Origin of the sequence: Duganella sp. CF458 (assembly GCF_900113115.1) — a bacterium.
GTDB lineage: Bacteria > Pseudomonadota > Gammaproteobacteria > Burkholderiales > Burkholderiaceae_D > Rugamonas.
On record NZ_FOOF01000022.1, the window covers coordinates 31,754 to 57,982 of the forward strand.

The window sequence follows — 26,229 nt, forward strand, 5'->3', positions numbered from 1 at the left end:
ATACGCAATGAAACTGACGCGAGCGATGTTGGATGAGGCTGCAGGCCAGGGCCTGCTGGATGCAGGCCAGGCTGGGCGCTTGTGGCAGTTCCTGGTCGAGCGTGAGCAGCATACGCCCGGCTTCAAGCCGGCGCACATCCTGTATTACCTGGGGGGCCTGATCGCCATCGGCGCCATGTCGCTGTTCATGACGCTGGGCTGGGAGTCGTTCGGCGGCACCGGCCTGCTGTTCATTTCGATGTGCTATATGGTGGCGGCGCTAGGCGCGGTCGAATGGCTGCGCGTGCGCGGCTTGGTGCTGCCGGCCGGGGTGCTGGCGGCCTTCGCCGTGGTGCTGGTGCCGCTTGCAGTCTATGGCTTGCAGCATATGCTGGGCCTATGGGCAGGCGGTGGCGCCGGCAGTTCGTACCGCAATTACCACTACTACATCGACTGGCGCTGGATCTTCATGGAGCTGGCCACGCTGGCTGCCGGCGCCGTAGTGCTGTGGCGCTACCGCATGCCGTTCACGGTGATGCCGCTGGCTGTGACCCTGTGGTACATGAGCATGGATGTGACCGAAATGCTGCTTGGCCATTACAGCCTGTTCTCCCGCGAAGGCAAGATCATCTCGGCGGTATTCGGCGTCGCCATGACGCTGCTTGCGCTGTGGATCGACCTGCGCAACCGAAGTAGCAAGGACTATGCGTTCTGGTTGTATATCTGGGGCGTACTGACGTTTTGGGGCGCCTTGTCTTCGATGGACTCAGGCAGCGAGTTCGGAAAGCTGGTCTATTGCCTGATCAACGTCCTGATGATCGGCATCGGAGCAGCCTTGTCGCGCCGCGTTTTCGCCGTATTTGGCGGCTTTGGCTTGGCCGGCTACCTTGGCCACTTGTCGTACACCGTTTTCCGCGACAGTCTGCTGTTCCCGGTCGCCCTGACCGCAATCGGCATCGCCATCATCGCCGCCGGCGTGTTCTGGCAGCGTCGCGAAGCAGCGATCGGGGCCGGCTTGCGCCAATGGCTGCCCGGTCCCGTGCGCCTGCTGGTCGAACGCCGCGCGTGAAGCTGCGGCCTAGCGCAGTTCCGGCGGCGCTTCGCCGGTAACAAGCCAGTTGCCGATTGCCCGATAGACTTGCGAGCGCTGGCCGTGCAGGCCGTGGGCGCTTTCACGGCTGCAGTCGCGCAGGGTGCCGGCGTAGACCTGCGGGAAAGCCAGGCTGTCAACTGCGATCAGGGGAAAGAAGCGCGCTTTCCGATAACTTTCGCGGAACGGCAGGCAGGCGTCGCGCCGGTGATGCACGCCAAGCACCGGCCGTTTCAGGTGCGGCACTTCGGCCCAGGCATCGCCGCTGCCGTTGACCAGCACCACCGCATCAACTGATGGCAAGCGGTTGGCGACATACGCAGCCGAGAAGGCGCCGTCGCTGCTGCCCATCAGGACGATGCGCGCCTGCGGATGGCGCTTGCGCATGAAATCGAGCACGGCGGCCACATCCTGCCGGTGCGCGGCGCCTTGGCGGCTGTCGATATCCAGCACTTCATGGTCGCTGGCGGTGTCCAGCGCCACCATGGCGCCGATTTGTTCTGCCATCTGGCGCTGCGCGCCGAACAAGGTATCCGGATCGGTCGGCAGGCTGCCCGGCCAGACGCCCTGCAAGCCGCGCTGGCCCGAGCCGCCGGCCAGGTAGAGCACAACGTGGCCGGCTGTGTGCTCGCCAGTCATCTCCAGCACACGCACGGTGGCGCCGGGCCGCGTCGGAATATCCAGCAGGACTTCCCCGGCCTGCGCCACGCCGTGCAGCGCGAGGGCCAGCCATGCCAGCGTGTGCATCCTCATTTGCCATCTCCTGTGCCGAGTGACTTTCACGCACCTCGATTCAATTGGCGCATTGTCTGAAATTGTATATTCTCAGGCAACGTTTTATGCAACAGTCGAGGTGACGCGATGAAGTGCAAGTTGATCTTGGGCGCGCTGGCGATGGCGCTGGCGCCCGCCGCGCACAGCCAATGCTGCGGCTTTGGCATGAGCTACGATAACGTTGTGGTCTGGCCGCAGCCGGACCTGCGCATTCCAGTGCCGTCGGCGACCAATGCGAAGAAGGCGCCACCGGTCCTGCCCAAATCGAGGCCGGCCGTGCAGGCCAACGCGCATAAGCTTGCCCAGCACTTCCCGCTGGACAAGCGCATGGAGATGGAAAAGATCTACCTGCAAAGCATGGACGTCTACCTCCAGGTCGAGAAGAAAATGGGCTGGACGCCGCGCGACATGGCAGGCGGCCTGGCGGCATTCCTGGTCGGGAATTACATGGTCTTGAAAAACACCGAAGTCCCGGACGAGGCTTTCAATGCGGTGGCCAGGCAAATCCGCGCACAGAACAAACTCCAGAACATCAACGACCGCAACGAAGCGGACAAGGTGCGCGACGTCTTCGAGCAGAGCGCCATGATCGGCGCCTTCATGGCCCTGGCCTACAAATCGCACCAGCAGCAAGCGCAGCCTGCGGCCGTCTATGAAAACATGCGCAACGCCGCACGCGAAAACCTGCAACTGGTGCTGAAGGGCGATCCGGCCAACCTTTTCATCGACAAAAACGGCATGAGGTTCCAATGACGATCTTTATCAAGAAGTTGTGCAATGCCTTCATCACGGATGCCGTCGTCAATCGCCGCCTCGGCGGGGCTGCCGGGCGCAATGTGGAAGCCATCGGCGCCGTCATTGGCGGATTGTGGGTGGGCGGTATCGTCGCCGTGTCGGCGGACGCCCTGGACTGGGTGCCGAACATCATGAACAAGGCGGTGCACGACGATCTGCAGCCGGTGCATATTCCCTTGCGCGAGGTGCGGGCGGTGCGGCGCGAGTTCGGCATCCTGACCGGCATCGTAGTGGTCGAACTCGAGGAGGGCGGCGAGTTCCGCTTCCGCTGCTTCAATGCGCGCAGCGTGGCGGAGAACATGTCCGACCTGCTGCCTAGCCAGATGATGAGCGCATGAGGCGCCTGCGGCAGGCCGTGCTGTGCGCAGCGTTGCTTACGGCATCGGTGGCCCGAGCACAAGGTTATGTAGGCCTGGGACTTGATTATTCGATGACGACGGCGCCGATGATCAACTTCGCCAATATGGCGGTGATGAACAACAATGCGATGAATACCGGCGCCCGCTCGCGCAGCAAGCCTGCGCGCCTGGATGCACCGCCGGCGGTGCAGCGCAATGCGCAGGAACTGGCCAGGGTATTTCCAGCATCGAGCCAGGCTGCGATGACCCAGGCTTTTCAGCATAGCATGGATATCTACCAGCAGATCGCCGCCAAAATGGGCTGGCAGCGCGACGACCTGGATGGTGCGATGGCGGCCTTCATCGTCGGCAATTACATGGTATTCGCCAATCGCGATGTGCCGGACGAGGAGTTCGCGGCAGTGGCCGAGCAGTTGCGCGAGGGCGGCGGCACGCGCCGGCTGGCCGAGAAACAAAGCGCAGGAACGATCCGCAACCTGTACGAGAAAAGTGCGATGGTGGGCGCCTTCATGGCGCTGGCGTACAAGTCGCAGCAGCAAAAGGCACAGCCGGAGCAGGTGGCGGCCAACCTGCGCAACAGCGCACGCGAGAACCTGAAGCTGGTCTTGGGGACCGATCCCGAGCACCTGCAGATCGATGAGCGAGGTGTTATGCTTGTCAAATGACCACTCTTAACGGTTCCTGCCACTGCGGCGCCATCACGATCGAGGTGCCGGCTGCACCGGCCTATCTGATCGACTGCAACTGCTCGATCTGCCGCCGCACGCGGGCGCTGTGGGCCCTCTACCCTGAAGACGCTGTGCGCATCGAGGGCGATCCCGCAGGTACCGAGGATTATGTCTGGGGCGATAAATCGCTGCGCACGGTGCGCTGCCGCTCTTGCGGCTGCGTCACGCACTGGAAGTCGCTGCAACCCAATGGCGACGGCCGCATGGGTGTCAATATGGCCAACTTCGCGCCGCAAGCGGTGACCCCGCTGGAGCGGCGCAAGTTCGATGGCGCCGATACCTGGACCTATCTATGATCGCCGACCTGCCGCAAGACGCCTTGTTGCAGCGTTACCGTGAGCAGGGCGCATACACCGATTGCTTCGCCATCGACGTGCCGCGCCAGGTGGCGCATGCAGCCTTTGTCGAGGCGTTCTATACCACCGCGGTATTCAAGCTCGAGCGCCTGTTGCTGGCGCTGTTCGTTGCGCGTCCTTCGCGCGACGCGGAGGCGCGCGAGCTGGCGCATGGCCAGCGCCAGCAGTTTGCGGCGTGGTCGGTGGAAGAGCGGGCACCCGGCCAATTGCTGATGTGCGATTTCGCCGGTAGTACGCGCTCCTGGCTGATGGTGTCGCCGGCAGGGCAGGGTACGCGCTTGTACTTTGGTTCGGCCGTGGTGCGCTCGCGCCAGGGCGGCGTGTTCCGCGCGTTGCTTGGCTTCCATCAGCTCTATTCGCGCATCCTGTTGCGCGCCGCGGTGTCCCGCGCACTCAAGGCTGGCTGAGTCTCGATGGATTCCCTGATCACCGCGTCGGCCCGTTCGCTTGCCAGCGGCGATGTGCTGGGAGCCCTGAAGCATGTGGCCCTGCGCGACGATCCGCCGGCACTGGCCCTGCGCGGCATTGCCATGGCGCGCTTGGGCGACTACCCCAAGGCGCGAGACCTGCTGCGCCGCGCCGGCCGTGGCTTCGGCGCGCACGAAGAACTGGCGCGCGCCCGTTGTGTGGTGGCCGAAGCCGAAGTGGCGCTGGCCATGCGCGATTTCGCCGGCCCGCCGCGCGTGCTGGCAAGCGCGCTGGCGGTGCTGGAACGGCATGGCGATTACGGCAATGCGTTGCAGGCGCGCCTGATCGCGGCCCGGAGAGCTCTCCTGTTGGGCTGCCTCGAAGCTGCCGCGGCGGAATTGTCGCGACTCGATATACGTGCCCTGACACCGGCGTTGGCGGCGGTGGCGCAGTTGGCAGCAGCCGAATTGGCAATGCGTTCGTTGCGCCCTGCAGCGGCCCGGGCGGCACTCGCGCATGCAGGTGCGGCGGCCGCGCGTTCGGGCGTGCCGGAACTGATGACCGAAGTGATGGACGCCAACGCCGCGTTGCAGCGCCCCGCCGCGCGACGGCATGGCGGCGGCGACATGTCGCTCGATGAGGTGGTGTTGCTGCTGGCTTCCGACACGCTGGTGCTGGATGCCTGTCGACGCGGCCTGGGCGGCGGCGCCACTTGGCGCCCGTTGGCGCGCAGGCCGGTATTGTTCGCGCTGGCCCGCAGCCTGGCCGAGGCCTGGCCCGGCGACGCCGAGCGTGACCTGCTGATCGAGCACGCCTTCAACACCCGTCGCCCCGACCAGACCCACCGCGCCCGGCTGCGGGTCGAGATCGGCCGCCTGCGCGCGTTGCTGAAAGGACTGGCCGGTGTCGAAGCCACGCCGCTCGGCTTTGCGATCCGGCCGCTGGCTGGCCGCGCGGTGGCCGTGCTGGAGCCGCCCATCGATGGCGCGCAGGCATCGCTGCTGGCGTTGTTGTCCGACGGCGCTGCCTGGTCGACTTCCGCGCTGGCGCTGGCGCTCGATGCCAGCCAGCGCACTGTCCAGCGCGCGCTGGCTGATCTCGAAGCGGCCGGGCAGGTGCGCTCGATCGGCAATGCCCGCACGCGGCGCTGGCTGGCGCCGCCGCTGGCCGGATTCACGACAATCTTGTTACTCCCTGCGTCACTGCCGTTGGAATAAAGTTCACTTGCGGCGCAGATCAAGGCGCGCCTCATAAGGAGCAATGCAATGACCCGAAATTCACACAAGGTGCGCAAGGCTGAAATCCTGCGCGAATACGGCCCGTTCGACGGCGTTAGCAAAGTCGGCGGCGTTACTTACGACGGCCATCTGGTGTGGGCTGCCACCGGCGCCCGCCTGGTCGGCTTTGATCCGGAAAACGGCAAGCCGGCACGCACGCTGGAACTGGCTGCCGACGCCGGCACGGCGTTCGATGGCAAGTTCCTGTACCAAATCGCCGCGGAACGGATCAACAAGATCGACCCGGCCAGCGGCACAGTGGTGTCGTCGATCCCCGCGCCCGGCAAGGGCGGCGACTCGGGCCTGGCCTGGGCGGAAGGCAGCTTGTGGGTAGGGCAGTACCGCGATCGCAAGATCCACCAGATCAATCCCGAGACGGGCGCCGTATTGCGCACCATCGAGTCGAACCGCTTCGTCACCGGCGTGACCTGGGTGGATGGCGAGCTGTGGCATGGCACCTGGGAGGGCGACCAAAGCGATATCCGCCACGTCGATCCGCACAGCGGCGCTGTGCTGGAACTGCTGGAAATGCCGCCCGGCGTGTTCGTCAGCGGTCTGGAATCCGATGGCGCAGGCTTGTTCTATGCCGGCGGCGAAAACAGCGGCAAGGTGCGCGCAGTGCGCCGCCCGCAAGGAGAATGAACATGCATACGGTCGTCAATCAAGAGCAATGGGTGGCGCAGCGCAAGCAATTGCTGGTGCGCGAGAAGGAGTTGATGCGCCAGCAGGACCAGTTGGCCAGCGCCCGGCGCGCCTTGCCTTGGGTGCGCGTGGACAAGCAGTATGTGTTCGATACGCCGCAGGGCAAGCGGTCGCTGTCCGACCTGTTCGAAGGACGCAGCCAGCTCGTGGTGCAGCACTTCATGTTCGCTCCTGGCCAGGAGCGCGGCTGCGCGCACTGTTCCTACATGGCCGACCATACGGACGGCGCGCTGGCGCACCTGGCCCAGCGCGACGTAAGCCTGGTGGTGGTGTCGCGTGCACCGCTGGCCAGCCTGGAGCGCATGCGCAAGGAGATGGGCTGGCAGTTCAAATGGGTGTCGTCGGGGGAAAGCGATTTCAATTACGACTTTCACGTCAGCTTCGCGCCGGAAGACATGGCCGGCGGCGAGGTTTACTACAACTATGCCGGGCAAGGCTTTCCGCACGAAGACGCGCCCGGCGTCAGCGTGTTTTACAAGGATGATGCGGGGGTGGTCTACCACACCTATTCGACCTTCGGCCGCGGCGTGGAAGTGATGATGCACACCTATCGCTTCCTCGATCTCACGCCACTGGGACGCCACGAAGAGGGCTTGCCCTACACCATGGCGTGGGTCAGGCATCACGACCGTTACGCGCAGCCGGCCGCGTCGTGCTGCGGATCCGCCCACGCCTGATGCGGGGACGCCATGTCGAGCTTGCGGCCCTGGCGGGCCGTGGCGGCGATCGCCTGCGGCCACCTGGCGTCGATGGCGGTGGTGGCGGCGGCGCTGGCCTTCAGGCTGCCGCTGGACCGTGCCGCGCTGCAGTGGGGCGCAGGCGTGCTGCTGGTCGCTGCGCTGGCCTGCCGCTTCAGTAAGGGCCACGCGCTGGCCGGGCAGGCCGGCATGGCGCTGTGGACTTTCATCACGTCGACCACGCACGGCGCCGGCTTCGTGCTGATGCCGGCCTTGATTACGATCTGCGGCTCCGGCGCCACGGGGCTGCTGTCGCAGGCCGTGGCCGCGCTGGGCCTGCACCTGGTGGCGATGCTTGCCGCGAACGGCGCGGTTATTTACCTTGCCGCCCGCTTGGTGCAGTGGTTCAAGGCTTGATGATCACCTTGCCGGTGACCTTGCGCGCGGCCATGGCTTGCAGCGCATGCGGCGTGTCGGACAGCGTATAACGGGCCGAGATATGAGGACGGATCTTGCCTTCGGCCAGCCAGCCTAGCAGCTGCATCATGCCGGCCAGGTTGGCTTTCGGCTCGCGCTTGACGAATTCGCCCCAGAACACGCCCATCAACGAGGCGCCTTTGAGCAGCGTGAGGTTCAGGGGCAGCTTCGGGATTTCGCCGTTGGCGAAACCCACCACCAGGTAGCGCCCGCGCCAGCCGATCGAGCGGAAGGCCGGTTCGGCGTATTCGCCGCCGACCGGGTCATAGATCACGTCCGGCCCCTTGCCGTCGGTGGCGGCCTTGATTGCTTCGCGCAGGTCGGTGCTGGCATAGTTGACCAGGACGTCGGCGCCATGCTCCTTGCAGACGGCCAGCTTTTCTTCGCTGGAGGCGGCGGCAATCACGCGCGCGCCGAGCGCCTTGCCGATTTCGATCGCGGCCAGGCCGACGCCGCCGGCGGCGCCCAGCACCAGCATGGTCTCGCCGGCTTTCAACTGGGCGCGATCCGCCACCGCATGGTGCGAGGTTCCATAGGTCAGGCTAATCGCGGCGGCGGTATCGAAGTCCATCCCCGGCGGCATCGGCATCAGCGAAGCGGCCGGCACCAGCAGTTGTTCGGCAAAGCCGCCGTGCGCGGAGAAGGCAATCGCCTTGTCGCCCGGCTTGAAGCCCTGCACCCCTTCGCCCACCGACAGCACCACGCCCGAGACTTCATTGCCCGGCGTGAAGGGCAGGGAGGGCTTGTACTGGTACTTGCCCTGGATGATCAGCACATCGGGGAAGTTGACGGCGGCGGCCTTTACCTGCAGCACCACCTGGCCCGGGCCGGGCTGCGGGTCGGGTACTTCTTCCAGCACCAGCGTGTCGGGCAAGCCCCATTCCTTGCAAACGATAGCCTTCATTTGGTCTCCCTGATTTTTTTCTGGAACGATCGTGCGATTATGCCCGAGAACATTTTGCGCGGGCACAAAGTTTACCGTGCGGGAGGGGGATACATTGGCTTGGCAGGGGAGGCGATTGCCATGAGTATCCGGTACGGCTGCTTTTTCAGTTACGCGCATGGCCAGCACGCATATATGAGCCACTTCAAGGACGACCTGGTCGATGCCCTGAAGTGCTATCTGGAGCCCCATTTCGACAACGAGACCGAACTTTTTGTCGATAGCGAGCAACTGGGTGGCGGCGACGATATCGACCACCGCCTGGCCCTGGCGATGTGCCAGAGCGCGACGATGATCGTGATCTACACGCCCAAGTACGAGGCCCACCCATACACCCGGCGCGAGTTCGCCGCCATGCAGATGATCGAGGCCGAGCGCAGCGGCTGGTACGAGCTTCCCAGCCACCTGATCATCCCTGTGATCATGACCCGCCATCCTCTGAACCTGCCGCGCCAGATCAGCGAGCCTGGCATGTATGTCGATTTTTCGCGCTACACGCTGGCAACCGGGGACTTGAAGACCAACCCCGATTTCCTGCCCGACATCCGGCGCATCGTCGATCGCATCACGATGCACTACCACTGCCTGAAGGCGAGCATCCCGCCCGAGCACGATTGCAGGCAGTTCGCGCTGCCGCCGGTGCCGCCGGAATGGCGCCCGCCGGCAGCACCGCACTTCCCACGCTGAGTATCCACCGAAAGAGCGCCATGGAACACCTACGCCTGCACCTGCCGGAGCTGCCCTCAGCCGGCGAAGTCACCACCTTCTATTCCTATAAAGGCGGCGTAGGCCGCACCATGGCACTGGCCAACCTTGGGCACATACTGGCATGCCGCCGCACGGCGCCGGTGCTGCTGATCGACTGGGACCTGGAGGCCCCGGGCCTGCATTACTATTTTCCCGGCGCGGCGCAGGCCCCGGGCGTGCTGGACCTGTTCGAGGAATGCCGCGAGCAGCTGCTGGAACGCGCCGGCCGCTACGCCAGCGATCAGGCGCTGGCCGACGCGGTGCTCAGCGCGGTCCGCTGGGAACAGTACCTGGTCAGGGCATGCGATGACCGGCCACTCTGGCTGCTGCGCGCTGGGCGGTGCGATGGCAGCCATGCGGAACGCGCGGCAATGCTGGACTGGCAAGGCTTGTTCGACGCTTGCCCCGCGCTGTTCCGCTCCTTTGCCGCGCGCCTGGCGCGTTATTTCGGCGATGTGCTGGTCGATGCGCGCAGCGGGCGCGGCGATTGTGCCGCCATCTGCACCACGCTGCTGCCGACCCGGCTGGTGCTGGTGTTTGCGCCGAACCGGCAGAACTTCGACGGCTTGCAGGACCTGGTGGCGCGCGCCACCGCTTACCGCAGCTGCCATGAAGACGAACAGCGCCAGTTGCTGGTGTACCCGCTGCCGTCGCGCATCGATGCCGCGGATGCGGGACAATGCACGTTCTGGCGGCGCGGTGCCGACGGGGAGGGCGGCTACCAGGCGCTGTTCGAGGACATGTTGGGCCAGGCCTACGGCTTGCCCTGGCTGTCGCTGGAAGACTACTTCGATGCGGTGCAATTGCCGCACTGCGCCGGCCTGGCCAGTGGCGAGCCGCTGCCGGCACTGGCCCTGCAGCAAGGCTACTATGCATTTATGCAATGGTTTGGCGCTGGACTCTGTCCCTGGCAACGCTTGCCTGCGGCCGGGCCGGTGACGCTGAACCACCACCACAGCCTGCCCCTGGCGCAGGACCGCGCCGGATACTGGCCGCTACCCGCTGTCATGTAAATTTGTGGTGGCCGGCTGGCTGCGCCCGTCGTTGCTTCAGGTAAAATTCCCTGTATGAGAATCCTTATCAGTAACGACGACGGCTATCTGGCGCCCGGCATCAATGCGCTGGCGGAAGCCCTGCAGCCCATCGCCGATATCGTGGTTGTGGCACCGGACAGCAACCGCTCCGGGGCCTCCAATTCCCTCACGCTGGACCGGCCCTTGTCGGTGCACCAGGCGGCCAATGGTTTCTATTTTGTCAATGGTACGCCGACCGATTGCGTCCACGTCGCGCTGACCGGGCTGCTGGACCATGTGCCGGACCTGGTGGTGTCAGGCATTAACAACGGCCCGAATATGGGCGACGACACCCTGTACTCGGGCACCGTGGCAGCCGCCACCGAGGGCTATCTGTTTGGCGTGCCGGCCATGGCCTTCTCGCAGGGTTCCTACGGCTGGGCCAATGTGGATGCCGCCGCCCGCGTGGCGCGCGACCTGGTGCAGCGCTACCTGGAGCTGCTGGAGCGGCCTTACCTGCTGAACGTGAATATCCCGAACCTGCCGTATGAGCAACTGGGACCGCTGACGCCGACCCGCCTGGGCCGCCGCCACCAGGCCGAACCCGTGGTCAAGGCGCTCGACCCGCGCGGCCGCGAAATCTACTGGATCGGCCCGCCCGGCGCCTGCAAGGACGCCGGCGAAGGCACCGACTTCCATGCCGTCGCCAATGGCCGCGTGTCGCTGACGCCGTTGCAGATCGACCTGACCCATCGCCAACAACTCGATTCCCTGGCAAAGGCCATCGCATGAGCGAAAAGACCCGCACTTTCCCGCTGCCCCTGTCATCCGTTACCGACAAGAGCCCGGCGAAAAAGCCGGTCTACAACACCGTGGCCACGCCACAAACCGCAACCCAGAACGCCGCCCGCAGCGCTGCTGCCAGCCCGGGCGGCTGGCGCCCGCCGCAACCGGTGGCATCGCCTTCACGCGCCCATTCCTATGCCCAGGAGCGCGCCCAGGTGCAGCTTGGTCCCATGGCTGCGCCGCGCCAGAATGCCCTGGTGTCGGACGGCGTGCGCCGCGCCATGGTGCAGCGGGTGGCGAAGCAGGGCGTCGGCGACCCGGTGGTGCTGGGCGCGCTCGACACCGTGCCGCGCCATATGTTCATGGATGAAGGCCTGGCGCCGCAGGCCTATATCGATGCGTCGCTGCCGATCGGCCACCACCAGACCATTTCCCAGCCTTATATCGTGGCGCGCATGATCGAAGTGATGCGCGCCGGGCAGGATTTGCAGCGCGTGCTGGAAATCGGCACCGGCTGCGGCTACCAGGCGGCAGTGCTGGCCTGCGTGGCGAAAGAAGTGTATTCGATCGAGCGCATCAAGCCCCTGCACGAACTGGCCAAGTCCAACTTGCGCCCGCTGCGGGTGCCGAACCTGCGTTTGCACTACGGAGATGGTATGCTAGGCTTGCCGCAGGCGGCGCCTTTCGATGGCATCATCCTTGCCGCCGCCGGCCTGGAAGTGCCGCAGGCCTTGCTGGATCAACTGAATATCGGCGGCCGCCTGGTCGCCCCGGTCGGGGCTCGCACCCAGCATCTCGAACTGGTGACCCGTGTCAGCAAGAACGAATGGGTGCGCCAGACGCTGGAAGACTGCCATTTTGTGCCGCTGCGCCCTGGCACCGTTTAACACACAGATTAATAGAATGACGAAGAAATATTCCCTTTTCCTGATGGCCGCCTCGGTGGTCGTGCTGACCGCCTGTGAAACCGTGAAGCAGCCGGCCCCGGTCGAGGATCGCTCGATTCCGCTGGTTGCCCCGCCGTCGAAGCCGGCGCCGGAAGAGCCGAAAGACAAGGAAGGCTACTACACTGTCCACAAGGGCGACACCCTGATCCGCATCGCCTTTGACCGCGGCCTGAATTACCGCGACCTGGCGGCCTGGAACAACCTGGCCAACCCGGACGACATCAAGGTCGACCAGGTGCTGCGCCTGACGCAGCCGGAAGGCGTGCAGCTGGCGGCTGTGCCGACCCCGCCGCAGATCGAGAAAACCCCGCCGCCGCCGCGCAAGTCGGCGCCCAAGGGGGAGAAGCGTCCATATTCCGATTCCGCCGTGGCCGATTTGCAGAAATCCGACGACCGCGCCGACAAGCCGACCCTGGTTGCCGGCTTGGCGCCGACACCGGCACCGGCCGTGCCGCCGGCAGCGGCGGTCAGCGCCGAAGACCGCGACCTGTCGTGGACCTGGCCTTCCGACGGCCGCGTGGTGGCCCAGTTCGACGAGGGCAAGAACAAGGGCATCGACATCGCCGGCCGCGCCGGGCAACAAGTGTTGGCTGCCGAACGAGGAAAAGTGATGTATGCCGGTAGCGGCATCCGCGGATATGGTAATCTCGTCATTGTGAAGCACAGTAACAGCCTGTTGTCGGCCTATGCCCATAACCGCTCCATCCTGGTGAAGGAGGGGCAGGAAGTGCGCAGGGGCCAGGCAATTGCTGAAATGGGGGACTCCGATACCGACACGGTCAAGCTGCACTTTGAAATAAGGCAGCAGGGCAAGCCGGTGGATCCATCGAAATTCCTGCCTAACCGCTAGATAAGCACCCATGACACGCTCGCCGAATGACCAACTGGAAGACGACTCGATTCCTGAGGAATTCCCGGACGAGCCGATCGATGAAGTCGCCATCGATTCCATGGAAGCGGACGGCGAGGTTGCGGTCGAGGGCAGCAGCGCTGTCGTCGAAACCGTCGACGAGCTGAAAAAAGTCCTGGCGGCGGAGCTCTCCACCGACACCACCCAGCACTACCTGAACCAGATCGGCACCCGTCCCCTGTTGACGGCGCCGCAGGAGGTGCATTTCGCGACACTGGCCAAGCAGGGCGATTTCTCCGCCCGCCAGACCATGATCGAGCATAACCTGCGCCTCGTGGTCTCGATCGCCAAGCATTACATCAACCGCGGCGTGGTCCTGCTCGATATGATAGAGGAGGGCAATATCGGCCTGATGCGCGCCATCGACAAGTTCGAGCCGGAGCGCGGCTTCCGCTTCTCCACCTATGCCACCTGGTGGATACGCCAGAGCATCGAGCGCGCCATCATGAACCAGGCGCGCACCGTGCGCCTGCCGGTGCACATGGTGCGTGAACTGAACCAGATCCTGCGGGGGAAGTACCACCTGGAAGCGCAGCACCACAATGGCAAGGATGCCACGGCGGAGGATATCGCCGACCTGGTGGGGCGGCCGGTGGAGGAGGTGCAGGATATCCTGGCCCTGTCCGAGCACGCCACCTCGCTCGATGCGCCGCTCGATAACGACCCGCAGTCCTCGCTGATGGACATGCTGCCGGGCGATTCCGAGGATTCGCCCGATGCGCGGGCCGAGCATCACGAGATGACGGTGCTGGTGCGCGACTGGCTGACCAAGCTGCCGGACAAGCAGCGCATCGTCATCATGCGCCGTTTCGGGCTGGATAACGATGATCCGGCCACGCTGGAAACCCTGGCCGAGGAAATGGGCGTGACGCGCGAGCGGGTGCGCCAGATCCAGCAGGAGGCGCTGGTCAAGCTGAAACGCGCCATGGCGGCGCGCGGCGTAGTGCGCGACTCGCTGCTATAGCGAAGCGCGGTCTGTTATCATAGCGGGCTTTGGGCGCGCAACGCGCCGGCTGCAACCTTAATCGCTATGCAAGACACTATCGTCGACATCAAATCCCTGGACATGGATGCCCGTGGCGTTGGCCACATCGAGAACGAAGACGGCTCGCCGGGCAAGGTCGTTTTCATCGAAGGCGCGCTGCCGGGTGAAAAAGTCAGCTTTGAACTGCTGCGCAAGAAGAAGAACTGGGAGCAGGGCCGCATGACGGCGCTGCACAAGGAATCGTCGATGCGCGTCAAGCCGAAGTGCGAGCACTTCGAGATCTGCGGCGGCTGCTCCATGCAGCACCTGGAAGCGTCGGCGCAGGTGGCGATCAAGCAGCGCGTACTGGAAGACAACCTGTGGCACCTGTCCAAGGTCAAGTCCGACACCATGATGCGCCCGATGTACGGCCCGACCTGGGGCTACCGTTACCGTGCGCGCCTGTCCGCGCGCTACGTGGCCAAGAAAGGCACGGTGCTGGTCGGCTTCCATGAAAAGAAATCGGTGTTCGTGGCCGACATCCAGAGCTGCCAGATCCTGCCGCAGCACGTCTCGGACATGATGATGCCGCTGCGCGCCCTGATCCATTCGCTGACCATCTTCGACAAGGTGCCGCAGATCGAGCTGGCCGTCGGCGAAGACAATACCGTACTGGTGATGCGCAATATGGTGCCGCTGGGCGAGGGCGACGAAGACAAGCTGAAGGCCTTCGCCGACCAGTACCAGATCCAGTGGTGGCTGCAGCCGAAAGGCCCGGACACCGCCTATCCGTTCTACCCGGCCGGCAAGGAACTGTATTACGCGCTGCCGGAATTCGGCATCAAGATGCCGTTCAAGCCGACCGACTTCACCCAGGTGAATCACCACATCAACCGGGTGCTGGTGCACAAGGCGTTGCGCCTGCTGGATGTGCAGAAGGACGAGCGCGTGGCCGACCTGTTCTGCGGCCTCGGCAACTTTACGCTGCCGCTGGCAACCCAGGCGCGCGAAGTGGTCGGCATCGAAGGTTCGACCGCGCTGACCGAGCGCGCGCTGTCCAACGCCAAGGTGAACGGCGTCGACGGCCACACTACTTTCCAGTGCCGCAACCTGTTCGAAATCACCAAGGATGACCTGATTGCCCTGGGCAAGTTCGACCGCATGCTGATCGACCCCCCGCGCGATGGCGCCATGGCCCTGTCGCTGGCGCTGGCCGAGCTGAAGGACAGCCATCCGGACCTGCTGCCAAAGCGCATTGTCTACGTGTCCTGCTCGCCCTCGACCCTGGCACGCGACGCCGGCGTGCTGGTGCACCGTGCCGGCTACCGCATGTCGCAAGCCGGCGTGATGAACATGTTCCCGCACACCTCGCACGTGGAGTCGATGGCGGTGTTCGACCTGGCCTGATCCGAGAGGGCGCATCAAGGACGAAAAAAAAGCCGGCGCAAGCCGGCTTTTTTATGGGGTGGCGTAGCGCTTATTCGCGGTCGCCGGCCAGGCCCAGCAGGCTCAGCAGGCTGCTGAAGATGTTGTACACGTCCAGGTACAGCGCCAGGGTGGCGGACACGTAGTTGGTCTCGCCGCCGTTGACGATCTGCTGCACGTCGTACAGGATGTAGGCCGAGAAGATGGCGATGACCAGTACCGAGATGGCGATGGCCAGCGCGCCCATGCCCAGGAAGATGTTGGCCACGGATGCCAGCAGCACCACGATGACGCCGGCGAACAGCCATTTGCCCATCATCGAGAAGTCACGCTTGGTCACGGTCGCGTAGCTGGCCAGCGCCATGAAGATGGCTGCCGTGCCGCCGAAGGCGGTCATGATCAGGGTGCCGCCGTTGGCAAAGCCCAGGGTGCGGGTCAGCAAGGGCGTGAGCAACAGGCCCATGAAGAAGGTGAAGCCCAACAGCAGCGCGACGCCGAGGCCGGAATCCTTGTTCTTCTGGATGCCCCAGATGAAGCCGAACGCCACTGCCATGAACAGCAGGAAACCCATGAAGCCACGCGGAATCGGAATGGCGAACATGACGCCGATGATCGCGCCCAATACGGTCGGGATCATGGACAGCGACAGCAGCCAGTAAGTATTGCGCAGCACGCGGTTGCGAATCTGTGCGTTGTCGGTGGCGACGCCGCTACCAAAATGATGTACGTTTTGCATATTTAAATGCCTCCTTTACCAAAAAGCATAGCATGCCGTCGACCGGATGGGGACTTTCTGGCTTAGGAAATACTTAAAAACGCTTAGGGGAAGCCCTTACTCGCCCCTTCGGAGTGTTTCCTTAGGCATAGAGAGTGAACTATGTTAAAATCTAGGGTTGATCGAGAATCTAATTTCTTGTTTTAAACCTTTCTTTTTATTGGAGTTTTTCATAATGGCAATCGAACGCACCCTGTCGATCATCAAACCTGACGCAGTAGCCAAAAACGTGATCGGCCAGATCTACAGCCGTTTCGAAGGCGCAGGCCTGAAAGTGATCGCTGCCCGCATGACCCAGCTGTCGCGCGCTGAAGCCGAAGGCTTCTACGCAGTGCACCGCGAGCGTCCTTTCTTCAAGGACCTGGTGGACTTCATGATTTCCGGTCCTGTGATGATCCAGGTTCTGGAAGGCGAAGGCGCGATCCTGAAAAACCGCGACCTGATGGGCGCTACCGACCCGAAGAAGGCAGAAAAAGGCACCATCCGCGCTGATTTCGCTGACTCCATCGACGCTAACGCTGTGCACGGCTCCGACGCCGCTGAAACCGCTGCTGTGGAAATCGCCTACTACTTCCCAGCACTGAACGTCTACTCCCGTTAAGCTTACGGAAAAGTAGTAAAGTAGTATTGCGCCTTGCCCCGGATCTTTGGTCCGGGGCAAAGCCGTTTTTGAAATTGAGTAAAAAAGCATGGAAACATCCCTCACCAATCTGCTGGATTTCGATCCGGAGCAACTAGTCGCCTACTGCGCCGAGCTGGGGGAGAAGCCTTTCCGTGCCAAACAGCTGCAGCGCTGGATCCACCAGTTCGGTGCGTCCGACTTTGACAGCATGACCGACCTCGCCAAGTCCTTGCGCGAGAAGCTGAAGACGCGCGCCCACATCGTGGCGCCGACTGCCATCAGCGACCATACTTCGACCGACGGCACCCGCAAATGGCTGGTGGACGTGGGTAATGGCAATGCCGTGGAAACCGTGTTCATCCCGGAGGAAAACCGCGGCACGCTGTGCATTTCCACTCAGGCCGGCTGCGCCGTGAATTGCCGTTTCTGCTCGACCGGCAAACAGGGCTTCAACCGCAACCTGACCGTGAGCGAAATCATTGGCCAGTTGTGGATGGCCGAATTCGCGCTGCGCCAAACCAAAGGCATCGAACCCGGCCCGAAAGGCGAGCGCCAGATCACCAACGTGGTGATGATGGGCATGGGCGAGCCGCTGCTGAATTACGGACCGACCGCCACCGCGCTCAAGCTGATGCTGGACGACAACGCCTACGGCCTGTCGCGCCGCCGCGTGACCCTGTCCACCTCGGGCGTGGTGCCGATGATCGACAAGCTGTCGCAAGACGTGCCGGTGGCGCTGGCGGTATCGCTGCACGCCTCCAACGACAAGCTGCGCGACGAGCTGGTCCCGCTCAACAAGAAGTACCCGCTGAAGGAACTGCTGGCGGCATGCAAGCGCTACCTGGAGTTCGCGCCGCGCGACTTCATCACATTCGAGTACTGCATGCTCGATAACTACAACGACACGGATGAGCATGCGCGCGAGCTGATCGCGCTGGTGAACCATCCGCAGTTCGGTGTCAATTGCAAGTTCAACCTGATTCCTTTCAACCCCTTCCCGGAATCGGGCCTGCTGCGCTCCAAGAACCCGCGCATCAAGGCCTTCGCTGAAATTCTGATGAATGCGGGCATCGTAACCACCATCCGTAAGACGCGCGGCGATGATATCGACGCAGCTTGCGGGCAGTTGGCGGGGGAAGTGAAAGATCGCACCCGCGTGGCTGAAAGGATGGAGAAGATGACCGAATACCAGAAGAAGTACGGCGCCGATTTCGGCAAGATTGTGGAGATCCGTTCCTGATGACCGATTTCGCCCAGCGCCGCTTCAAGTGCCTGGCCGCGGTCGCGCTGGCCAGTGTATTGGCGGGCTGCGTGACCTCGGTGACTGGCCCCAGTGGCAAAGAAGACCTGAAAACCGTTTCCGACCAGACCGCCGCGCAAAAACGCGCGGAGATCCGCATGCAGCTCGCGATCGGTTATTTCGAGCAGGGTAATTACCCGATCGCGCTCGATGAGGTGAAGAAGGCGATTTCAGCCGATCCGCAGGGAGCCAATGGCTACAGCTTGCGCGCCATCATCTATATGCGCATGGGCGAGAAGGAACTGGCCAACGACAACTTCCTGCAGGCCCTGAAAATGGCGCCGAACGATCCTGACCTGAACAATAATTACGGGTCCTTCCTGTGCCAGAACGATCGCATCAAGGAATCGTTCAAGCATTTCGATACGGCGCTGGCAAGCCGCAATTACCGTTCGCCGGCCAGTGCCATGAACAATGCGGGCAGTTGTGCGCTGAAGATCAAGGACATCGACCAGGCGGAAAAATACCTGTTGCCGGCCCTGAAACTGGCGCCTGATGTGCCGGAAACGAATATCGGCTTGGCCAAGGTGTACTATGCGCGGCGCGATTATCCGCGCGCCGGCTTCTTTATCGCGCAATTGCACAAGGTGGCGAAACTGGACGGCCTGTCGGCCGACGTGCTGTGGCTGGCGGTCAAGGTGCAGCACAAAATGGGCGATGAGGGTCTGGAGCAGAGCTTTGCGACCCAACTGCGGCGCCATCACGCCCAGTCGCCGGAGTATGCAGCGTATCAACGTGGGGCGTTTGATGAGTGAGAACGGGGAACCAATGGATTCTGAGCAGGACAAGCCGACCAGCCAGCAGCATGCTTCCACGCCCGGGGCAGCACTGGCAGCAGCACGCGAGGCCATGGGCCTGTCAGTGGAGCAGGTGGCAGACCAATTGAAACTGGCGCCGCGCCAGGTGGCGGCTATCGAGCAGGGTGATTTCGATGCATTGCCAAACCGCGCGGTGACGCGTGGTTTCATCCGCGCTTACGCGAAGGCGGTGCGGCTCGATCCGGCGCCACTGGTGGCAATGGTGGAAGTGGAGGGGGCCGCCGGCCACGCCGACGCGACCGTGCGTCCGACCCGGGTGCAGGCTTCGTTCCAGCAGTCGCGCTTCCCTTCGCTGAACGAACGCAATAATGGCAAGCCGCTGGGCGCGATCGTGGCCGGGATTGGCGTGCTGGCATTGATTGGCCTGGCTGCGGCCTGGCAGATGGGGATCCTGTCGCCACTGACCCTAGCGACCCGTGGCGGCCTTGCCGCACCTGTTACGCCGGCCGAAGCGCCTGCACCGGTGGTGGTGACCCAGCCGGCCGGGCAGGCTGCCGAGGCGCCAATGCAGACGCAGAACGTGCCGCTGATTTCGGTACCGCCGCAACCAGGCAGCAATACTGCGCCGGATGCGGTTGCCGGTGTCGGTGTGCCGGCAGCGGCCGCCGGCATGAGCACGACCACCGGTGGCGTTGCCGCACCTGCCACAGCGCCGGTCAACCGCGCGGCGCCAACCCTGGGTGCCGCGCCGGTGGTTGGCACTGCGCCGGCAGCGACCGCCCCGGCCTCGCCAGGCCTGATTCCGGTCAAGCCGGCGGCCGTTGCGCCGGCGCCGGCAGCAACGCCTGTGCCGGGCGGCGCGCCGCTAGCGACCGCGCCGGCCATGCCGGCGACGGTGGCGGGCGCGGCGCCGGCGGTAGGCAGCGCGGGCGGCAAGCTGGTGCTGACCGTGAAGGAAGATTCGTGGGTCGAGATTCGCCGCGTCGGCCAGCCTAACGTGACCCGTGGCACAGTGCGGGCCGGCAGCACGCAAACCTTCAATGTGCGCGCGGATGACGTGCTGATCGTCGGCAAGCCGGGCGCGGTAAGCGCCAACCTGGCCGGCGGCAAGCTGGAACTGACGCAAGGTCCGGGCAAGTCGTATGCCCTCGTGAACATCAAGTAATAAGAGTAGCCAAGCATGTCTTCTTCGAACAACCCGATCCCATCCGGACCACTGGCACGCCGTGCCAGCCGCCGCGTGCTGGTGCAGCACGGCGAGCGCAAGATCTGGGTCGGCGGCGACGCGCCGGTGGTGGTGCAGTCGATGACCAATACCGACACCGCCGACGCGGTGGCGACGGCGATCCAGATCAAGGAACTGGCGCGCGCCGGTTCCGAACTGGTGCGCCTGACGGTGGACCGTCCCGAATCGGCGGCCGCTGTGCCTTACATCCGCGACCAGCTGGACAAGATGGGCATCGACGTGCCGCTGGTGGGCGACTTCCACTACAACGGCCACACGCTGCTGACCGAGTATCCGGAGTGCGCCGCCGCGCTGTCGAAGTACCGCATCAACCCCGGCAACGTGGGCAAGGGCGCCAAGCGCGACACCCAGTTCGCGCAGATGATCGAAGTGGCGGCCAAGTACGACAAGCCGGTGCGCATCGGCGTCAACTGGGGCTCGCTGGACCAGGCGCTGCTGGCGCGCATCATGGACGAAAACGCGGCCCGCGACAATCCATGGACCGCGCAAGCCGTGATGTACGAAGCGCTGATCACTTCCGCGATCGAAAACGCGGTGCGTGCGGAAGAACTGGGCCTGGCGCGCGACAAGATCATCCTGTCGTGCAAGGTGTCCGGCGTGCAGGACCTGATCGCCGTGTACCGCGCACTGTCCAAGCGCTGCGACTACCCGTTGCACCTGGGCCTGACCGAGGCGGGCATGGGCAGCAAGGGCATCGTGGCCTCGACCGCGGCGCTGTCGGTGCTGCTGCAGGAAGGCATTGGCGACACCATCCGCATTTCGCTGACCCCGGAGCCGGGCGGCGACCGCACCAAGGAAGTGGTGGTGGGCCAGGAAATCCTGCAGACCATGGGCCTGCGCAAATTCACCCCGATGGTGATTGCCTGCCCGGGCTGCGGCCGCACCACGTCCACCGTGTTCCAGGAACTGGCGGACGATATCCAGAGCTACCTGCGCGAGCAGATGCCGGAATGGAAAAAGACCTTCCCGGGCGTGGAGGCGATGAACGTGGCCGTGATGGGCTGCATCGTCAACGGCCCGGGCGAATCGAAGCATGCGAACATCGGCATCAGCCTGCCGGGCACCGGCGAATCGCCGGCCGCGCCGGTTTTCGTCGACGGCCAGAAGGTGGCGACGCTGCGCGGCGATAACATCGTCAGCGAGTTCCAGGCGATCGTGCTCGACTACGTACAGAAAAACTATAGCAAGGCAGCTTAAAGAATATGTCCAATAAAGCAGACAAAATCACAGCCATCAAGGGGATGAACGATCTCCTGCCGGCTGACGCCCATTTGTGGGAAATCTTCGAGAACACCGCGCAGTCCGTGGTGCAGAGCTACGGCTTCCAGCAGATCCGCACCCCGATCGTGGAAGAGACCCGCCTGTTCTCGCGCGCCATTGGCGCCGTGACCGATATCGTCGAGAAGGAAATGTATTCTTTCGAAGACGCCATGAACGGCGACAAGCTGACCCTGCGTCCGGAAGGCACTGCAGGCGTGGTGCGCGCCGTACTGGAACACAACCTGGTGTACGAGGGCCCGAAGCGCCTGTGGTACAAGGGCCCGATGTTCCGCCACGAGCGACCGCAGCGCGGCCGCTACCGCCAGTTCCACCAGTTCGGCGCGGAAGCGGTGGGCTTCACCGGCCCCGACGTGGACGCCGAAATGATCGCGATGTGCCGCCGCCTGTGGGATGACCTGGGCCTGGAAAACATCCGCCTCGAAATCAACTCCATCGGCGACGCCGAGGAGCGCGCCCGCCACCGCGTCGACCTGATCGCCTACCTGGAACAGCACGAAGAGCACCTGGATGCCGACGCCAAGCGCCGCCTGCACAGCAACCCGCTGCGCATCCTGGACACCAAGAACCCGGACCTGCAAGGTATCGTCAACAGCGCGCCGAAGCTGCTGGACTACCTGGGCGAAGAGTCGCTGGCGCACTTCGAAGGCGTGAAGACGATCCTGGACGCCAACGCGATCCAGTACACCGTCAATACCCGCCTGGTGCGCGGCATCGACTACTACAACCGCACCGTGTTCGAGTGGGTCACCGACGAGCTGGGCGCGCAGGGCACCGTCTGCGCCGGCGGCCGTTACGACCCGCTGATCGAAATGTTCGGCGGCAAGCCAACCCCGGCGGTTGGTTTCGCCATGGGCATCGAGCGCCTGATCGAACTGATGAAAGGCGCCGGCGACACCGCCGCGCCGCGCCAGTGCGACGTCTACCTGGTGCACCAGGGCGAAGCGGCACGCATGCAAGCCTTCATCATCGGCGAGCGCCTGCGCGACGCCGGCCTGGACGTGATCCTGCACTGCGGTAGCGCCAGCGGCGCCGGCAGCTTCAAGTCGCAGATGAAAAAAGCCGATGGCTCCGGCGCAACCTTCGCAGTCATCATCGGCGAAGACGAAGTGGCCAACCATACTGCCGTCGTCAAGGCAATGCGCGCTGCAGAAGGCGAGGGCCAGCAACAGACCGTCGCGTTTGAAGGCGTTGTCGATTACGTCGTGGACCAGATCACATGCGGAGATGATTGTGATCATGACCATGGCCATCACCACCACCATTAATCAAAATACAGAAACAGGCAGACTGAAACATGGCATACGATCTCGACGAACAAGAACAGCTTGCTAACCTCAAGGCGTGGTGGGCAAAGTACGGCAACCTGACCACCTGGGTGGTGATCGCAGGCCTGGCGGCCTATTCCGGCTGGAACGGCTGGAACTACTACCAGCGCAACCAGGCGGCGCAAGCGTCCGTGCTGTTCGATGAACTGCAGACCGCGGTCACGGCCAAGGACAATGCCAAGGTGGCGCGCGTGGCTGGCGACATCGAAGCCAAGTTCGGCCGCACGGCATACGCCTCGCTGGGCGCGCTGAGCGCCGCCAAGTCCTTCTTCGATGCCAATGACCTGAAGTCTGCCAAGGCACAGCTGGAGTGGGTGGTTGCGCACGGCAACGACGAGCATAAGAACATCGCTTCGATCCGCCTGGCAGGCGTGCTGCTGGACGAGAAAGCCTACGACGCTGCGCTGAAGGCGCTGGCAGTGGCCGCGCTGCCGCAGTTCAAGGCAGCGGTGGAAGACCGCAAAGGCGACGTCCTGGCCGCGCAGAACAAGCTGGAGGAAGCCCGCACCGCCTACAAGGCCGCGCTGGAAGCCGCCGACAAGAACAATCCCGGCCGCCAGCTGATCCAGCTCAAGCTCGAATCGATCGGCGGCACCGTGCCGGAAGTGAAAGCTTAAGCCATGCTGACGACCCGTACTGTAATTGCACTGGGCGTACTGGCACTGGCTAGCGGTTGCGGCAGCCTGAATCCGTTCAAGAAGGAAGACAAGTTCGCCCCGGCCAAGCTGGAAGAACTCAAATCGGGCGTGCCGGCGCGCATGGTCTGGAAGCACAGCACCAGCAAGGCAGGCGCCAACGTGTTCACGCCGGCATTGGCTGACAACAGCGTGTTCGTGGCCGATTCCGATGGCGTGATCGAACGCCTGGATGCCGCCAGCGGCAAGGTGCAGTGGCGCAGCAAGACCGGCGCCGACCTGACCGCCGGTGTCGGCGTCAGTCCGGACGGCAAATTGCTGGCCGTAGGCGCCGTCAAGGGCCAGTTGATGGCCTTCGACGGCAGCGGCAAGGCGCTGTGGAAGGTCCAGGCTTCGAGCGAGATCTTGTCGGCGCCGGCGGTCGGCAACGACGTGGTGATCGTGCGCACCGTGGACAACAAGGTTACCGCTTATGACGCGGCAGACGGCAAGAAGCGCTGGTTCATCCAGCGCGTGACGCCGCCGCTGACCCTGCGCAATATGCCGGGCCTGGTGATCGCCAATAATAACGTGTACGCGGCGCAGCCTGCGGGCCGCATCCTGGCGCTGGCACTGTCGAACGGCGTGCCGCGCTTTGAGGTGCCGCTGTCCGAACCGCGCGGCGCCACCGAGCTGGAACGCGTGTCCGACATCAGCGGCACGCCGAGCGTGTACGAGCAGGACCTGTGCGCCGTGAGCTACCAGGGCAAGGTAGGCTGCATGGACCTGAACACCGGCGTGGCCCGCTGGACCAAGCCGGCATCGTCGGACGTGGGCCTGGGCGTGGACCAGCGCTTCGTGTTCGTGTCGGACGAGAAGGGCGCTGTACAGGCCTTTGCCCGCGAAGGCGGCGCATCGGCATGGAAGAACGAGAAGCTGGCATACCGCCGCTTGTCGGCGCCGGTATCCTATGGCCGTTTCGTGGCCGTGGGCGACCTTGAAGGTTATGTGCACTTCCTGTCGCGGGAAGATGGCACGGTATTAGGTCGGATCAGCACCGACGGCAGCGCCATCAAGTCGGCGCCGCTGTTGTCCGGTCCGAATGTGATTTTCCAAACCCAGAATGGGACTGTGGCCGCTATCGCGGTCGAATAAAAACAATATGAAGCCGGTAATTGCACTTGTGGGTCGCCCGAACGTCGGGAAATCGACCCTTTTCAATCGACTGACCCGCTCGCGCGATGCGCTGGTGGCGGACCTCCCTGGCCTGACGCGCGATCGTCACTACGGCGAGGGCCGCGTGGGCAATCGCCCGTTCCTGGTCATCGATACCGGCGGTTTCGAGCCGGTCGCCAAGGAAGGCATCATGTTCCAGATGGCGCTGCAGACCAAGCAGGCCGTGGCCGAAGCCGACGTGGTGGTGTTCCTGGTGGATGGCCGCCAGGGCATGACCCCGCACGACAAGACGATTACCGATTTCCTGCGCAAGTCCGGCCGTCCGGTGCTGCTGGTGGTGAACAAGGCCGAAGGCATGCGCTACACCGCGGCCGTGTCGGACTTCTATGAGCTGGGCCTGGGCGATCCGTATGCGATCTCCGGCGCCCACGGCGACGGCGTGCACGACCTGGTGGCCGAAGCGCTGGACAAGGCGTTTGCCTCGCGTCCGGCCGACGAGGAAGAACTGCTGCCGCAAGAGCGCGGCGTGAAGATCGCCCTGGTGGGCCGTCCGAACGTGGGCAAGTCGACCCTGATCAACACCCTGGTGGGCGAGGAGCGCGTGATCGCCTTCGACATGCCGGGCACCACCCGCGATTCGATCGAGATCCCGTTCGAGCGCGAAGGCAAGCAGTACACCCTGATCGACACGGCGGGTATCCGCCGCCGCGGCAAGGTGTTCGAAGCGATCGAGAAGTTCTCGGTGGTGAAGACGCTGCAGTCGATCTCGGAAGCCAATGTGGTGATCCTGATGCTCGATGCGCAGCAGGACATCTCCGAGCAGGACGCCCACATCGCGGGCTTCATCCTGGAGACCGGCCGCGCCCTGGTGGTGGCGGTCAACAAGTGGGACGGCCTGCAGTCGGACGACCGCGACCAGGTGAAGATGGACATGGACCGCAAGCTCGACTTCCTGTCCTTCGCCAATACCCACTTCATCTCGGCCCTGCGCGGCACCGGCATCGGCCCGCTGATGAAGTCGGTGAACGGCGCCTATGCCGCTGCCACGGCCGACCTGCCGACGCCTAAGCTGACCCGCGCCTTGCAGGAAGCACTGGAGAAGCAGGAGCCGAAGCGCAAGGCCGGCGTGCGGCCGAAAATGCGCTACGCGCACCAGGGTGGCCAGAACCCGCCGATCATCGTGATCCACGGCAATTCGCTGGATGCGGTGTCCGAGCCCTACAAGCGCTATCTGGAGAAGCATTTCCGTGATAGCTTCAAGCTGGTCGGCACCCCGCTGCGCATTGAGTTGCGCAACGGCAAGAATCCATTCGATAAGCGCGAAGGCAAATAAAGTCGGACGGGTTCAGGTCCGACATGTGCAGAGCAAATGCCGATCCTGACCCCGGATAAGTCGATCTTAAGGTTTATCCGGCTGCAAGATTTAAAAAAACAAGGTACAGTGTCTTTGGAGCAGCATCCCCAGCACTTGAAAAACAGGCGCAGCGTCTCCAATTCGTACACAACAACATAAAACGGAGCTGTTATGAGCAATAAAGGGCAATTGTTACAAGACCCATTCCTGAACGCGCTGCGCAAAGAGCACGTTCCAGTCTCGATCTACCTGGTCAACGGCATCAAGCTGCAAGGCCATATCGAGTCTTTCGACCAATACGTGGTCTTGCTGCGTAACACCGTAACCCAGATGGTTTACAAGCACGCCATTTCCACCGTGGTGCCTGCCCGCGCCGTCAACCTGAACATGGATAACTCCTCCGAGGCAGCGGAGTAAGACA

General features: G+C 63.7%; 30 protein-coding genes. 27 read left to right on the top strand and 3 right to left on the bottom strand.

From position 1 onward, the window contains the following. Window positions 1-7: 7 nt before the first annotated feature. A complete protein-coding gene (locus tag BM269_RS26160) occupies window positions 8-1,048 on the top strand; it encodes a DUF2157 domain-containing protein (protein ID WP_090444510.1) in 1,041 nt (346 codons plus the stop codon). A gap of 9 nt (window positions 1,049-1,057) precedes the next feature. Here BM269_RS26160 and BM269_RS26165 read toward each other — a convergent pair whose 3' ends face one another. Beyond that, complete coding sequence (locus tag BM269_RS26165; RefSeq protein ID WP_139232879.1) at window positions 1,058-1,822, bottom strand: alpha/beta hydrolase; 765 nt, start codon at window positions 1,820-1,822, stop codon at window positions 1,058-1,060. A 108-nt stretch (window positions 1,823-1,930) separates the two neighbouring features. Here BM269_RS26165 and BM269_RS26170 point away from each other — a divergent pair, with 108 nt between their 5' ends. From BM269_RS26170 to BM269_RS26210, 9 genes are read left to right on the top strand one after another with little or no spacing between them, the layout of a single operon-like run. Continuing rightward, window positions 1,931-2,596 carry a DUF6683 family protein gene (locus BM269_RS26170; RefSeq protein WP_090444515.1) on the top strand — a complete coding sequence of 222 codons (666 nt, stop codon included), beginning with the start codon at window positions 1,931-1,933 and terminating at the stop codon, window positions 2,594-2,596. Then, entirely contained in the window at window positions 2,593-2,976 is a 384-nt protein-coding gene (locus BM269_RS26175; protein ID WP_090444518.1) for a hypothetical protein, read from the top strand. The genes BM269_RS26170 and BM269_RS26175 overlap by 4 nt, the downstream gene beginning before the upstream one ends. Next, on the top strand, window positions 2,973-3,662 hold the full coding sequence (locus tag BM269_RS26180; RefSeq protein ID WP_090444521.1) for a DUF6683 family protein: 690 nt from the start codon (window positions 2,973-2,975) through the stop codon (window positions 3,660-3,662). The genes BM269_RS26175 and BM269_RS26180 overlap by 4 nt, the downstream gene beginning before the upstream one ends. Beyond that, complete coding sequence (locus BM269_RS26185; RefSeq protein WP_090444524.1) at window positions 3,659-4,021, top strand: GFA family protein; 363 nt, start codon at window positions 3,659-3,661, stop codon at window positions 4,019-4,021. Before BM269_RS26180 ends, BM269_RS26185 begins: the two co-directional genes overlap by 4 nt. Next, window positions 4,018-4,488, top strand: a complete 471-nt coding sequence (locus BM269_RS26190; RefSeq protein ID WP_170860488.1) for a hypothetical protein — start codon at window positions 4,018-4,020, stop codon at window positions 4,486-4,488. The genes BM269_RS26185 and BM269_RS26190 overlap by 4 nt, the downstream gene beginning before the upstream one ends. A gap of 6 nt (window positions 4,489-4,494) precedes the next feature. Further along, window positions 4,495-5,706 carry a helix-turn-helix domain-containing protein gene (locus tag BM269_RS26195; RefSeq protein ID WP_090444527.1) on the top strand — a complete coding sequence of 404 codons (1,212 nt, stop codon included), beginning with the start codon at window positions 4,495-4,497 and terminating at the stop codon, window positions 5,704-5,706. Between the two features lie 48 nt (window positions 5,707-5,754). Continuing rightward, window positions 5,755-6,408: a Vgb family protein gene (locus BM269_RS26200; RefSeq protein ID WP_090444530.1), complete on the top strand. Its 654-nt coding sequence runs from the start codon at window positions 5,755-5,757 to the stop codon at window positions 6,406-6,408. Continuing rightward, window positions 6,405-7,145: a DUF899 domain-containing protein gene (locus BM269_RS26205; protein WP_090444533.1), complete on the top strand. Its 741-nt coding sequence runs from the start codon at window positions 6,405-6,407 to the stop codon at window positions 7,143-7,145. The genes BM269_RS26200 and BM269_RS26205 overlap by 4 nt, the downstream gene beginning before the upstream one ends. Before the next feature lie 12 nt (window positions 7,146-7,157). Then, window positions 7,158-7,562, top strand: a complete 405-nt coding sequence (locus BM269_RS26210) for a hypothetical protein (protein WP_090444536.1) — start codon at window positions 7,158-7,160, stop codon at window positions 7,560-7,562. Here BM269_RS26210 and BM269_RS26215 read toward each other — a convergent pair. Continuing rightward, on the bottom strand, window positions 7,552-8,526 hold the full coding sequence (locus BM269_RS26215; RefSeq protein WP_090444539.1) for an NADPH:quinone oxidoreductase family protein: 975 nt from the start codon (window positions 8,524-8,526) through the stop codon (window positions 7,552-7,554). The two genes, BM269_RS26210 and BM269_RS26215, sit on opposite strands and share 11 nt — an antisense overlap. A gap of 120 nt (window positions 8,527-8,646) precedes the next feature. On the opposite strand from BM269_RS26215, the gene BM269_RS26220 reads away from it, so the two are divergent. From BM269_RS26220 to rlmD, 7 genes are all read left to right on the top strand, one after another. Further along, complete coding sequence (locus BM269_RS26220) at window positions 8,647-9,252, top strand: toll/interleukin-1 receptor domain-containing protein (RefSeq protein ID WP_090444542.1); 606 nt, start codon at window positions 8,647-8,649, stop codon at window positions 9,250-9,252. A gap of 20 nt (window positions 9,253-9,272) precedes the next feature. Then, window positions 9,273-10,325: a KGGVGR-motif variant AAA ATPase gene (locus BM269_RS26225; RefSeq protein WP_139232880.1), complete on the top strand. Its 1,053-nt coding sequence runs from the start codon at window positions 9,273-9,275 to the stop codon at window positions 10,323-10,325. A gap of 54 nt (window positions 10,326-10,379) precedes the next feature. Next, window positions 10,380-11,117 carry a 5'/3'-nucleotidase SurE gene (gene surE, locus BM269_RS26230; protein ID WP_090444548.1) on the top strand — a complete coding sequence of 246 codons (738 nt, stop codon included), beginning with the start codon at window positions 10,380-10,382 and terminating at the stop codon, window positions 11,115-11,117. Beyond that, window positions 11,114-11,998, top strand: coding sequence for a protein-L-isoaspartate(D-aspartate) O-methyltransferase (locus BM269_RS26235; protein ID WP_090444552.1), 885 nt, complete (start codon window positions 11,114-11,116; stop codon window positions 11,996-11,998). Before surE ends, BM269_RS26235 begins: the two co-directional genes overlap by 4 nt. Window positions 11,999-12,014: 16 nt before the next feature. Continuing rightward, window positions 12,015-12,908 carry a peptidoglycan DD-metalloendopeptidase family protein gene (locus BM269_RS26240; RefSeq protein WP_090444556.1) on the top strand — a complete coding sequence of 298 codons (894 nt, stop codon included), beginning with the start codon at window positions 12,015-12,017 and terminating at the stop codon, window positions 12,906-12,908. 10 nt (window positions 12,909-12,918) lie between these two features. Next, window positions 12,919-13,932, top strand: coding sequence for an RNA polymerase sigma factor RpoS (rpoS, locus tag BM269_RS26245; RefSeq protein WP_090444559.1), 1,014 nt, complete (start codon window positions 12,919-12,921; stop codon window positions 13,930-13,932). A 66-nt stretch (window positions 13,933-13,998) separates the two neighbouring features. Further along, window positions 13,999-15,339 (top strand): 23S rRNA (uracil(1939)-C(5))-methyltransferase RlmD, encoded by a 1,341-nt coding sequence (gene rlmD, locus BM269_RS26250; protein WP_090444565.1) that lies wholly within the window; start codon window positions 13,999-14,001, stop codon window positions 15,337-15,339. A gap of 70 nt (window positions 15,340-15,409) precedes the next feature. On the opposite strand, the gene BM269_RS26255 is transcribed toward rlmD, so the two are convergent. Next, a complete protein-coding gene (locus tag BM269_RS26255) occupies window positions 15,410-16,093 on the bottom strand; it encodes a Bax inhibitor-1/YccA family protein (protein WP_090444568.1) in 684 nt (227 codons plus the stop codon). Window positions 16,094-16,307: 214 nt separating this feature from the next. Here BM269_RS26255 and ndk point away from each other — a divergent pair, with 214 nt between their 5' ends. The 10 genes from ndk to hfq all read left to right on the top strand — a co-directional run bounded on the left by ndk (window position 16,308) and on the right by hfq (window position 26,225). Further along, on the top strand, window positions 16,308-16,733 hold the full coding sequence (gene ndk / locus BM269_RS26260; protein ID WP_090444571.1) for a nucleoside-diphosphate kinase: 426 nt from the start codon (window positions 16,308-16,310) through the stop codon (window positions 16,731-16,733). Between the two features lie 88 nt (window positions 16,734-16,821). Next, window positions 16,822-17,994 (top strand): dual-specificity RNA methyltransferase RlmN, encoded by a 1,173-nt coding sequence (rlmN, locus tag BM269_RS26265; protein ID WP_090444574.1) that lies wholly within the window; start codon window positions 16,822-16,824, stop codon window positions 17,992-17,994. Further along, window positions 17,994-18,809 carry a type IV pilus biogenesis/stability protein PilW gene (gene pilW / locus BM269_RS26270; protein WP_090444578.1) on the top strand — a complete coding sequence of 272 codons (816 nt, stop codon included), beginning with the start codon at window positions 17,994-17,996 and terminating at the stop codon, window positions 18,807-18,809. Before rlmN ends, pilW begins: the two co-directional genes overlap by 1 nt. Window positions 18,810-18,822: 13 nt before the next feature. Next, window positions 18,823-19,977: a RodZ domain-containing protein gene (locus tag BM269_RS30080; protein WP_090444581.1), complete on the top strand. Its 1,155-nt coding sequence runs from the start codon at window positions 18,823-18,825 to the stop codon at window positions 19,975-19,977. Window positions 19,978-19,992: 15 nt separating this feature from the next. Beyond that, entirely contained in the window at window positions 19,993-21,255 is a 1,263-nt protein-coding gene (gene ispG / locus BM269_RS26280) for a flavodoxin-dependent (E)-4-hydroxy-3-methylbut-2-enyl-diphosphate synthase (RefSeq protein ID WP_090444584.1), read from the top strand. A 44-nt stretch (window positions 21,256-21,299) separates the two neighbouring features. Beyond that, a complete protein-coding gene (hisS, locus tag BM269_RS26285; RefSeq protein WP_211482751.1) occupies window positions 21,300-22,604 on the top strand; it encodes a histidine--tRNA ligase in 1,305 nt (434 codons plus the stop codon). Window positions 22,605-22,633: 29 nt separating this feature from the next. Beyond that, a complete protein-coding gene (locus BM269_RS26290; protein WP_090444588.1) occupies window positions 22,634-23,281 on the top strand; it encodes a YfgM family protein in 648 nt (215 codons plus the stop codon). A gap of 3 nt (window positions 23,282-23,284) precedes the next feature. Next, a complete protein-coding gene (gene bamB, locus BM269_RS26295) occupies window positions 23,285-24,433 on the top strand; it encodes an outer membrane protein assembly factor BamB (protein WP_090444591.1) in 1,149 nt (382 codons plus the stop codon). A gap of 7 nt (window positions 24,434-24,440) precedes the next feature. Beyond that, entirely contained in the window at window positions 24,441-25,787 is a 1,347-nt protein-coding gene (gene der / locus BM269_RS26300) for a ribosome biogenesis GTPase Der (protein ID WP_057259522.1), read from the top strand. A 192-nt stretch (window positions 25,788-25,979) separates the two neighbouring features. After that, the gene (gene hfq, locus BM269_RS26305; protein WP_055931606.1) at window positions 25,980-26,225 is read left to right on the top strand and encodes an RNA chaperone Hfq; all 246 of its coding nucleotides are present in this window, start codon (window positions 25,980-25,982) and stop codon (window positions 26,223-26,225) included. The last annotated feature ends 4 nt before the right edge of the window (window positions 26,226-26,229 follow it).

Bases quoted from the DNA above. Each gene is read 5' to 3' on its own strand.
- BM269_RS26160 (WP_090444510.1), top strand. From the start codon at position 8: ATGAAACTGACGCGAGCGATGTTGGATGAGGCTGCAGGCCAGGGCCTG.
- BM269_RS26165 (WP_139232879.1), bottom strand. From the start codon at position 1,822: ATGAGGATGCACACGCTGGCATGGCTGGCCCTCGCGCTGCACGGCGTG.
- BM269_RS26170 (WP_090444515.1), top strand. From the start codon at position 1,931: ATGAAGTGCAAGTTGATCTTGGGCGCGCTGGCGATGGCGCTGGCGCCC.
- BM269_RS26175 (WP_090444518.1), top strand. From the start codon at position 2,593: ATGACGATCTTTATCAAGAAGTTGTGCAATGCCTTCATCACGGATGCC.
- BM269_RS26180 (WP_090444521.1), top strand. From the start codon at position 2,973: ATGAGGCGCCTGCGGCAGGCCGTGCTGTGCGCAGCGTTGCTTACGGCA.
- BM269_RS26185 (WP_090444524.1), top strand. From the start codon at position 3,659: ATGACCACTCTTAACGGTTCCTGCCACTGCGGCGCCATCACGATCGAG.
- BM269_RS26190 (WP_170860488.1), top strand. From the start codon at position 4,018: ATGATCGCCGACCTGCCGCAAGACGCCTTGTTGCAGCGTTACCGTGAG.
- BM269_RS26195 (WP_090444527.1), top strand. From the start codon at position 4,495: ATGGATTCCCTGATCACCGCGTCGGCCCGTTCGCTTGCCAGCGGCGAT.
- BM269_RS26200 (WP_090444530.1), top strand. From the start codon at position 5,755: ATGACCCGAAATTCACACAAGGTGCGCAAGGCTGAAATCCTGCGCGAA.
- BM269_RS26205 (WP_090444533.1), top strand. From the start codon at position 6,405: ATGAACATGCATACGGTCGTCAATCAAGAGCAATGGGTGGCGCAGCGC.
- BM269_RS26210 (WP_090444536.1), top strand. From the start codon at position 7,158: ATGTCGAGCTTGCGGCCCTGGCGGGCCGTGGCGGCGATCGCCTGCGGC.
- BM269_RS26215 (WP_090444539.1), bottom strand. From the start codon at position 8,526: ATGAAGGCTATCGTTTGCAAGGAATGGGGCTTGCCCGACACGCTGGTG.
- BM269_RS26220 (WP_090444542.1), top strand. From the start codon at position 8,647: ATGAGTATCCGGTACGGCTGCTTTTTCAGTTACGCGCATGGCCAGCAC.
- BM269_RS26225 (WP_139232880.1), top strand. From the start codon at position 9,273: ATGGAACACCTACGCCTGCACCTGCCGGAGCTGCCCTCAGCCGGCGAA.
- surE (WP_090444548.1), top strand. From the start codon at position 10,380: ATGAGAATCCTTATCAGTAACGACGACGGCTATCTGGCGCCCGGCATC.
- BM269_RS26235 (WP_090444552.1), top strand. From the start codon at position 11,114: ATGAGCGAAAAGACCCGCACTTTCCCGCTGCCCCTGTCATCCGTTACC.
- BM269_RS26240 (WP_090444556.1), top strand. From the start codon at position 12,015: ATGACGAAGAAATATTCCCTTTTCCTGATGGCCGCCTCGGTGGTCGTG.
- rpoS (WP_090444559.1), top strand. From the start codon at position 12,919: ATGACACGCTCGCCGAATGACCAACTGGAAGACGACTCGATTCCTGAG.
- rlmD (WP_090444565.1), top strand. From the start codon at position 13,999: ATGCAAGACACTATCGTCGACATCAAATCCCTGGACATGGATGCCCGT.
- BM269_RS26255 (WP_090444568.1), bottom strand. From the start codon at position 16,093: ATGCAAAACGTACATCATTTTGGTAGCGGCGTCGCCACCGACAACGCA.
- ndk (WP_090444571.1), top strand. From the start codon at position 16,308: ATGGCAATCGAACGCACCCTGTCGATCATCAAACCTGACGCAGTAGCC.
- rlmN (WP_090444574.1), top strand. From the start codon at position 16,822: ATGGAAACATCCCTCACCAATCTGCTGGATTTCGATCCGGAGCAACTA.
- pilW (WP_090444578.1), top strand. From the start codon at position 17,994: ATGACCGATTTCGCCCAGCGCCGCTTCAAGTGCCTGGCCGCGGTCGCG.
- BM269_RS30080 (WP_090444581.1), top strand. From the start codon at position 18,823: ATGGATTCTGAGCAGGACAAGCCGACCAGCCAGCAGCATGCTTCCACG.
- ispG (WP_090444584.1), top strand. From the start codon at position 19,993: ATGTCTTCTTCGAACAACCCGATCCCATCCGGACCACTGGCACGCCGT.
- hisS (WP_211482751.1), top strand. From the start codon at position 21,300: ATGAACGATCTCCTGCCGGCTGACGCCCATTTGTGGGAAATCTTCGAG.
- BM269_RS26290 (WP_090444588.1), top strand. From the start codon at position 22,634: ATGGCATACGATCTCGACGAACAAGAACAGCTTGCTAACCTCAAGGCG.
- bamB (WP_090444591.1), top strand. From the start codon at position 23,285: ATGCTGACGACCCGTACTGTAATTGCACTGGGCGTACTGGCACTGGCT.
- der (WP_057259522.1), top strand. From the start codon at position 24,441: ATGAAGCCGGTAATTGCACTTGTGGGTCGCCCGAACGTCGGGAAATCG.
- hfq (WP_055931606.1), top strand. From the start codon at position 25,980: ATGAGCAATAAAGGGCAATTGTTACAAGACCCATTCCTGAACGCGCTG.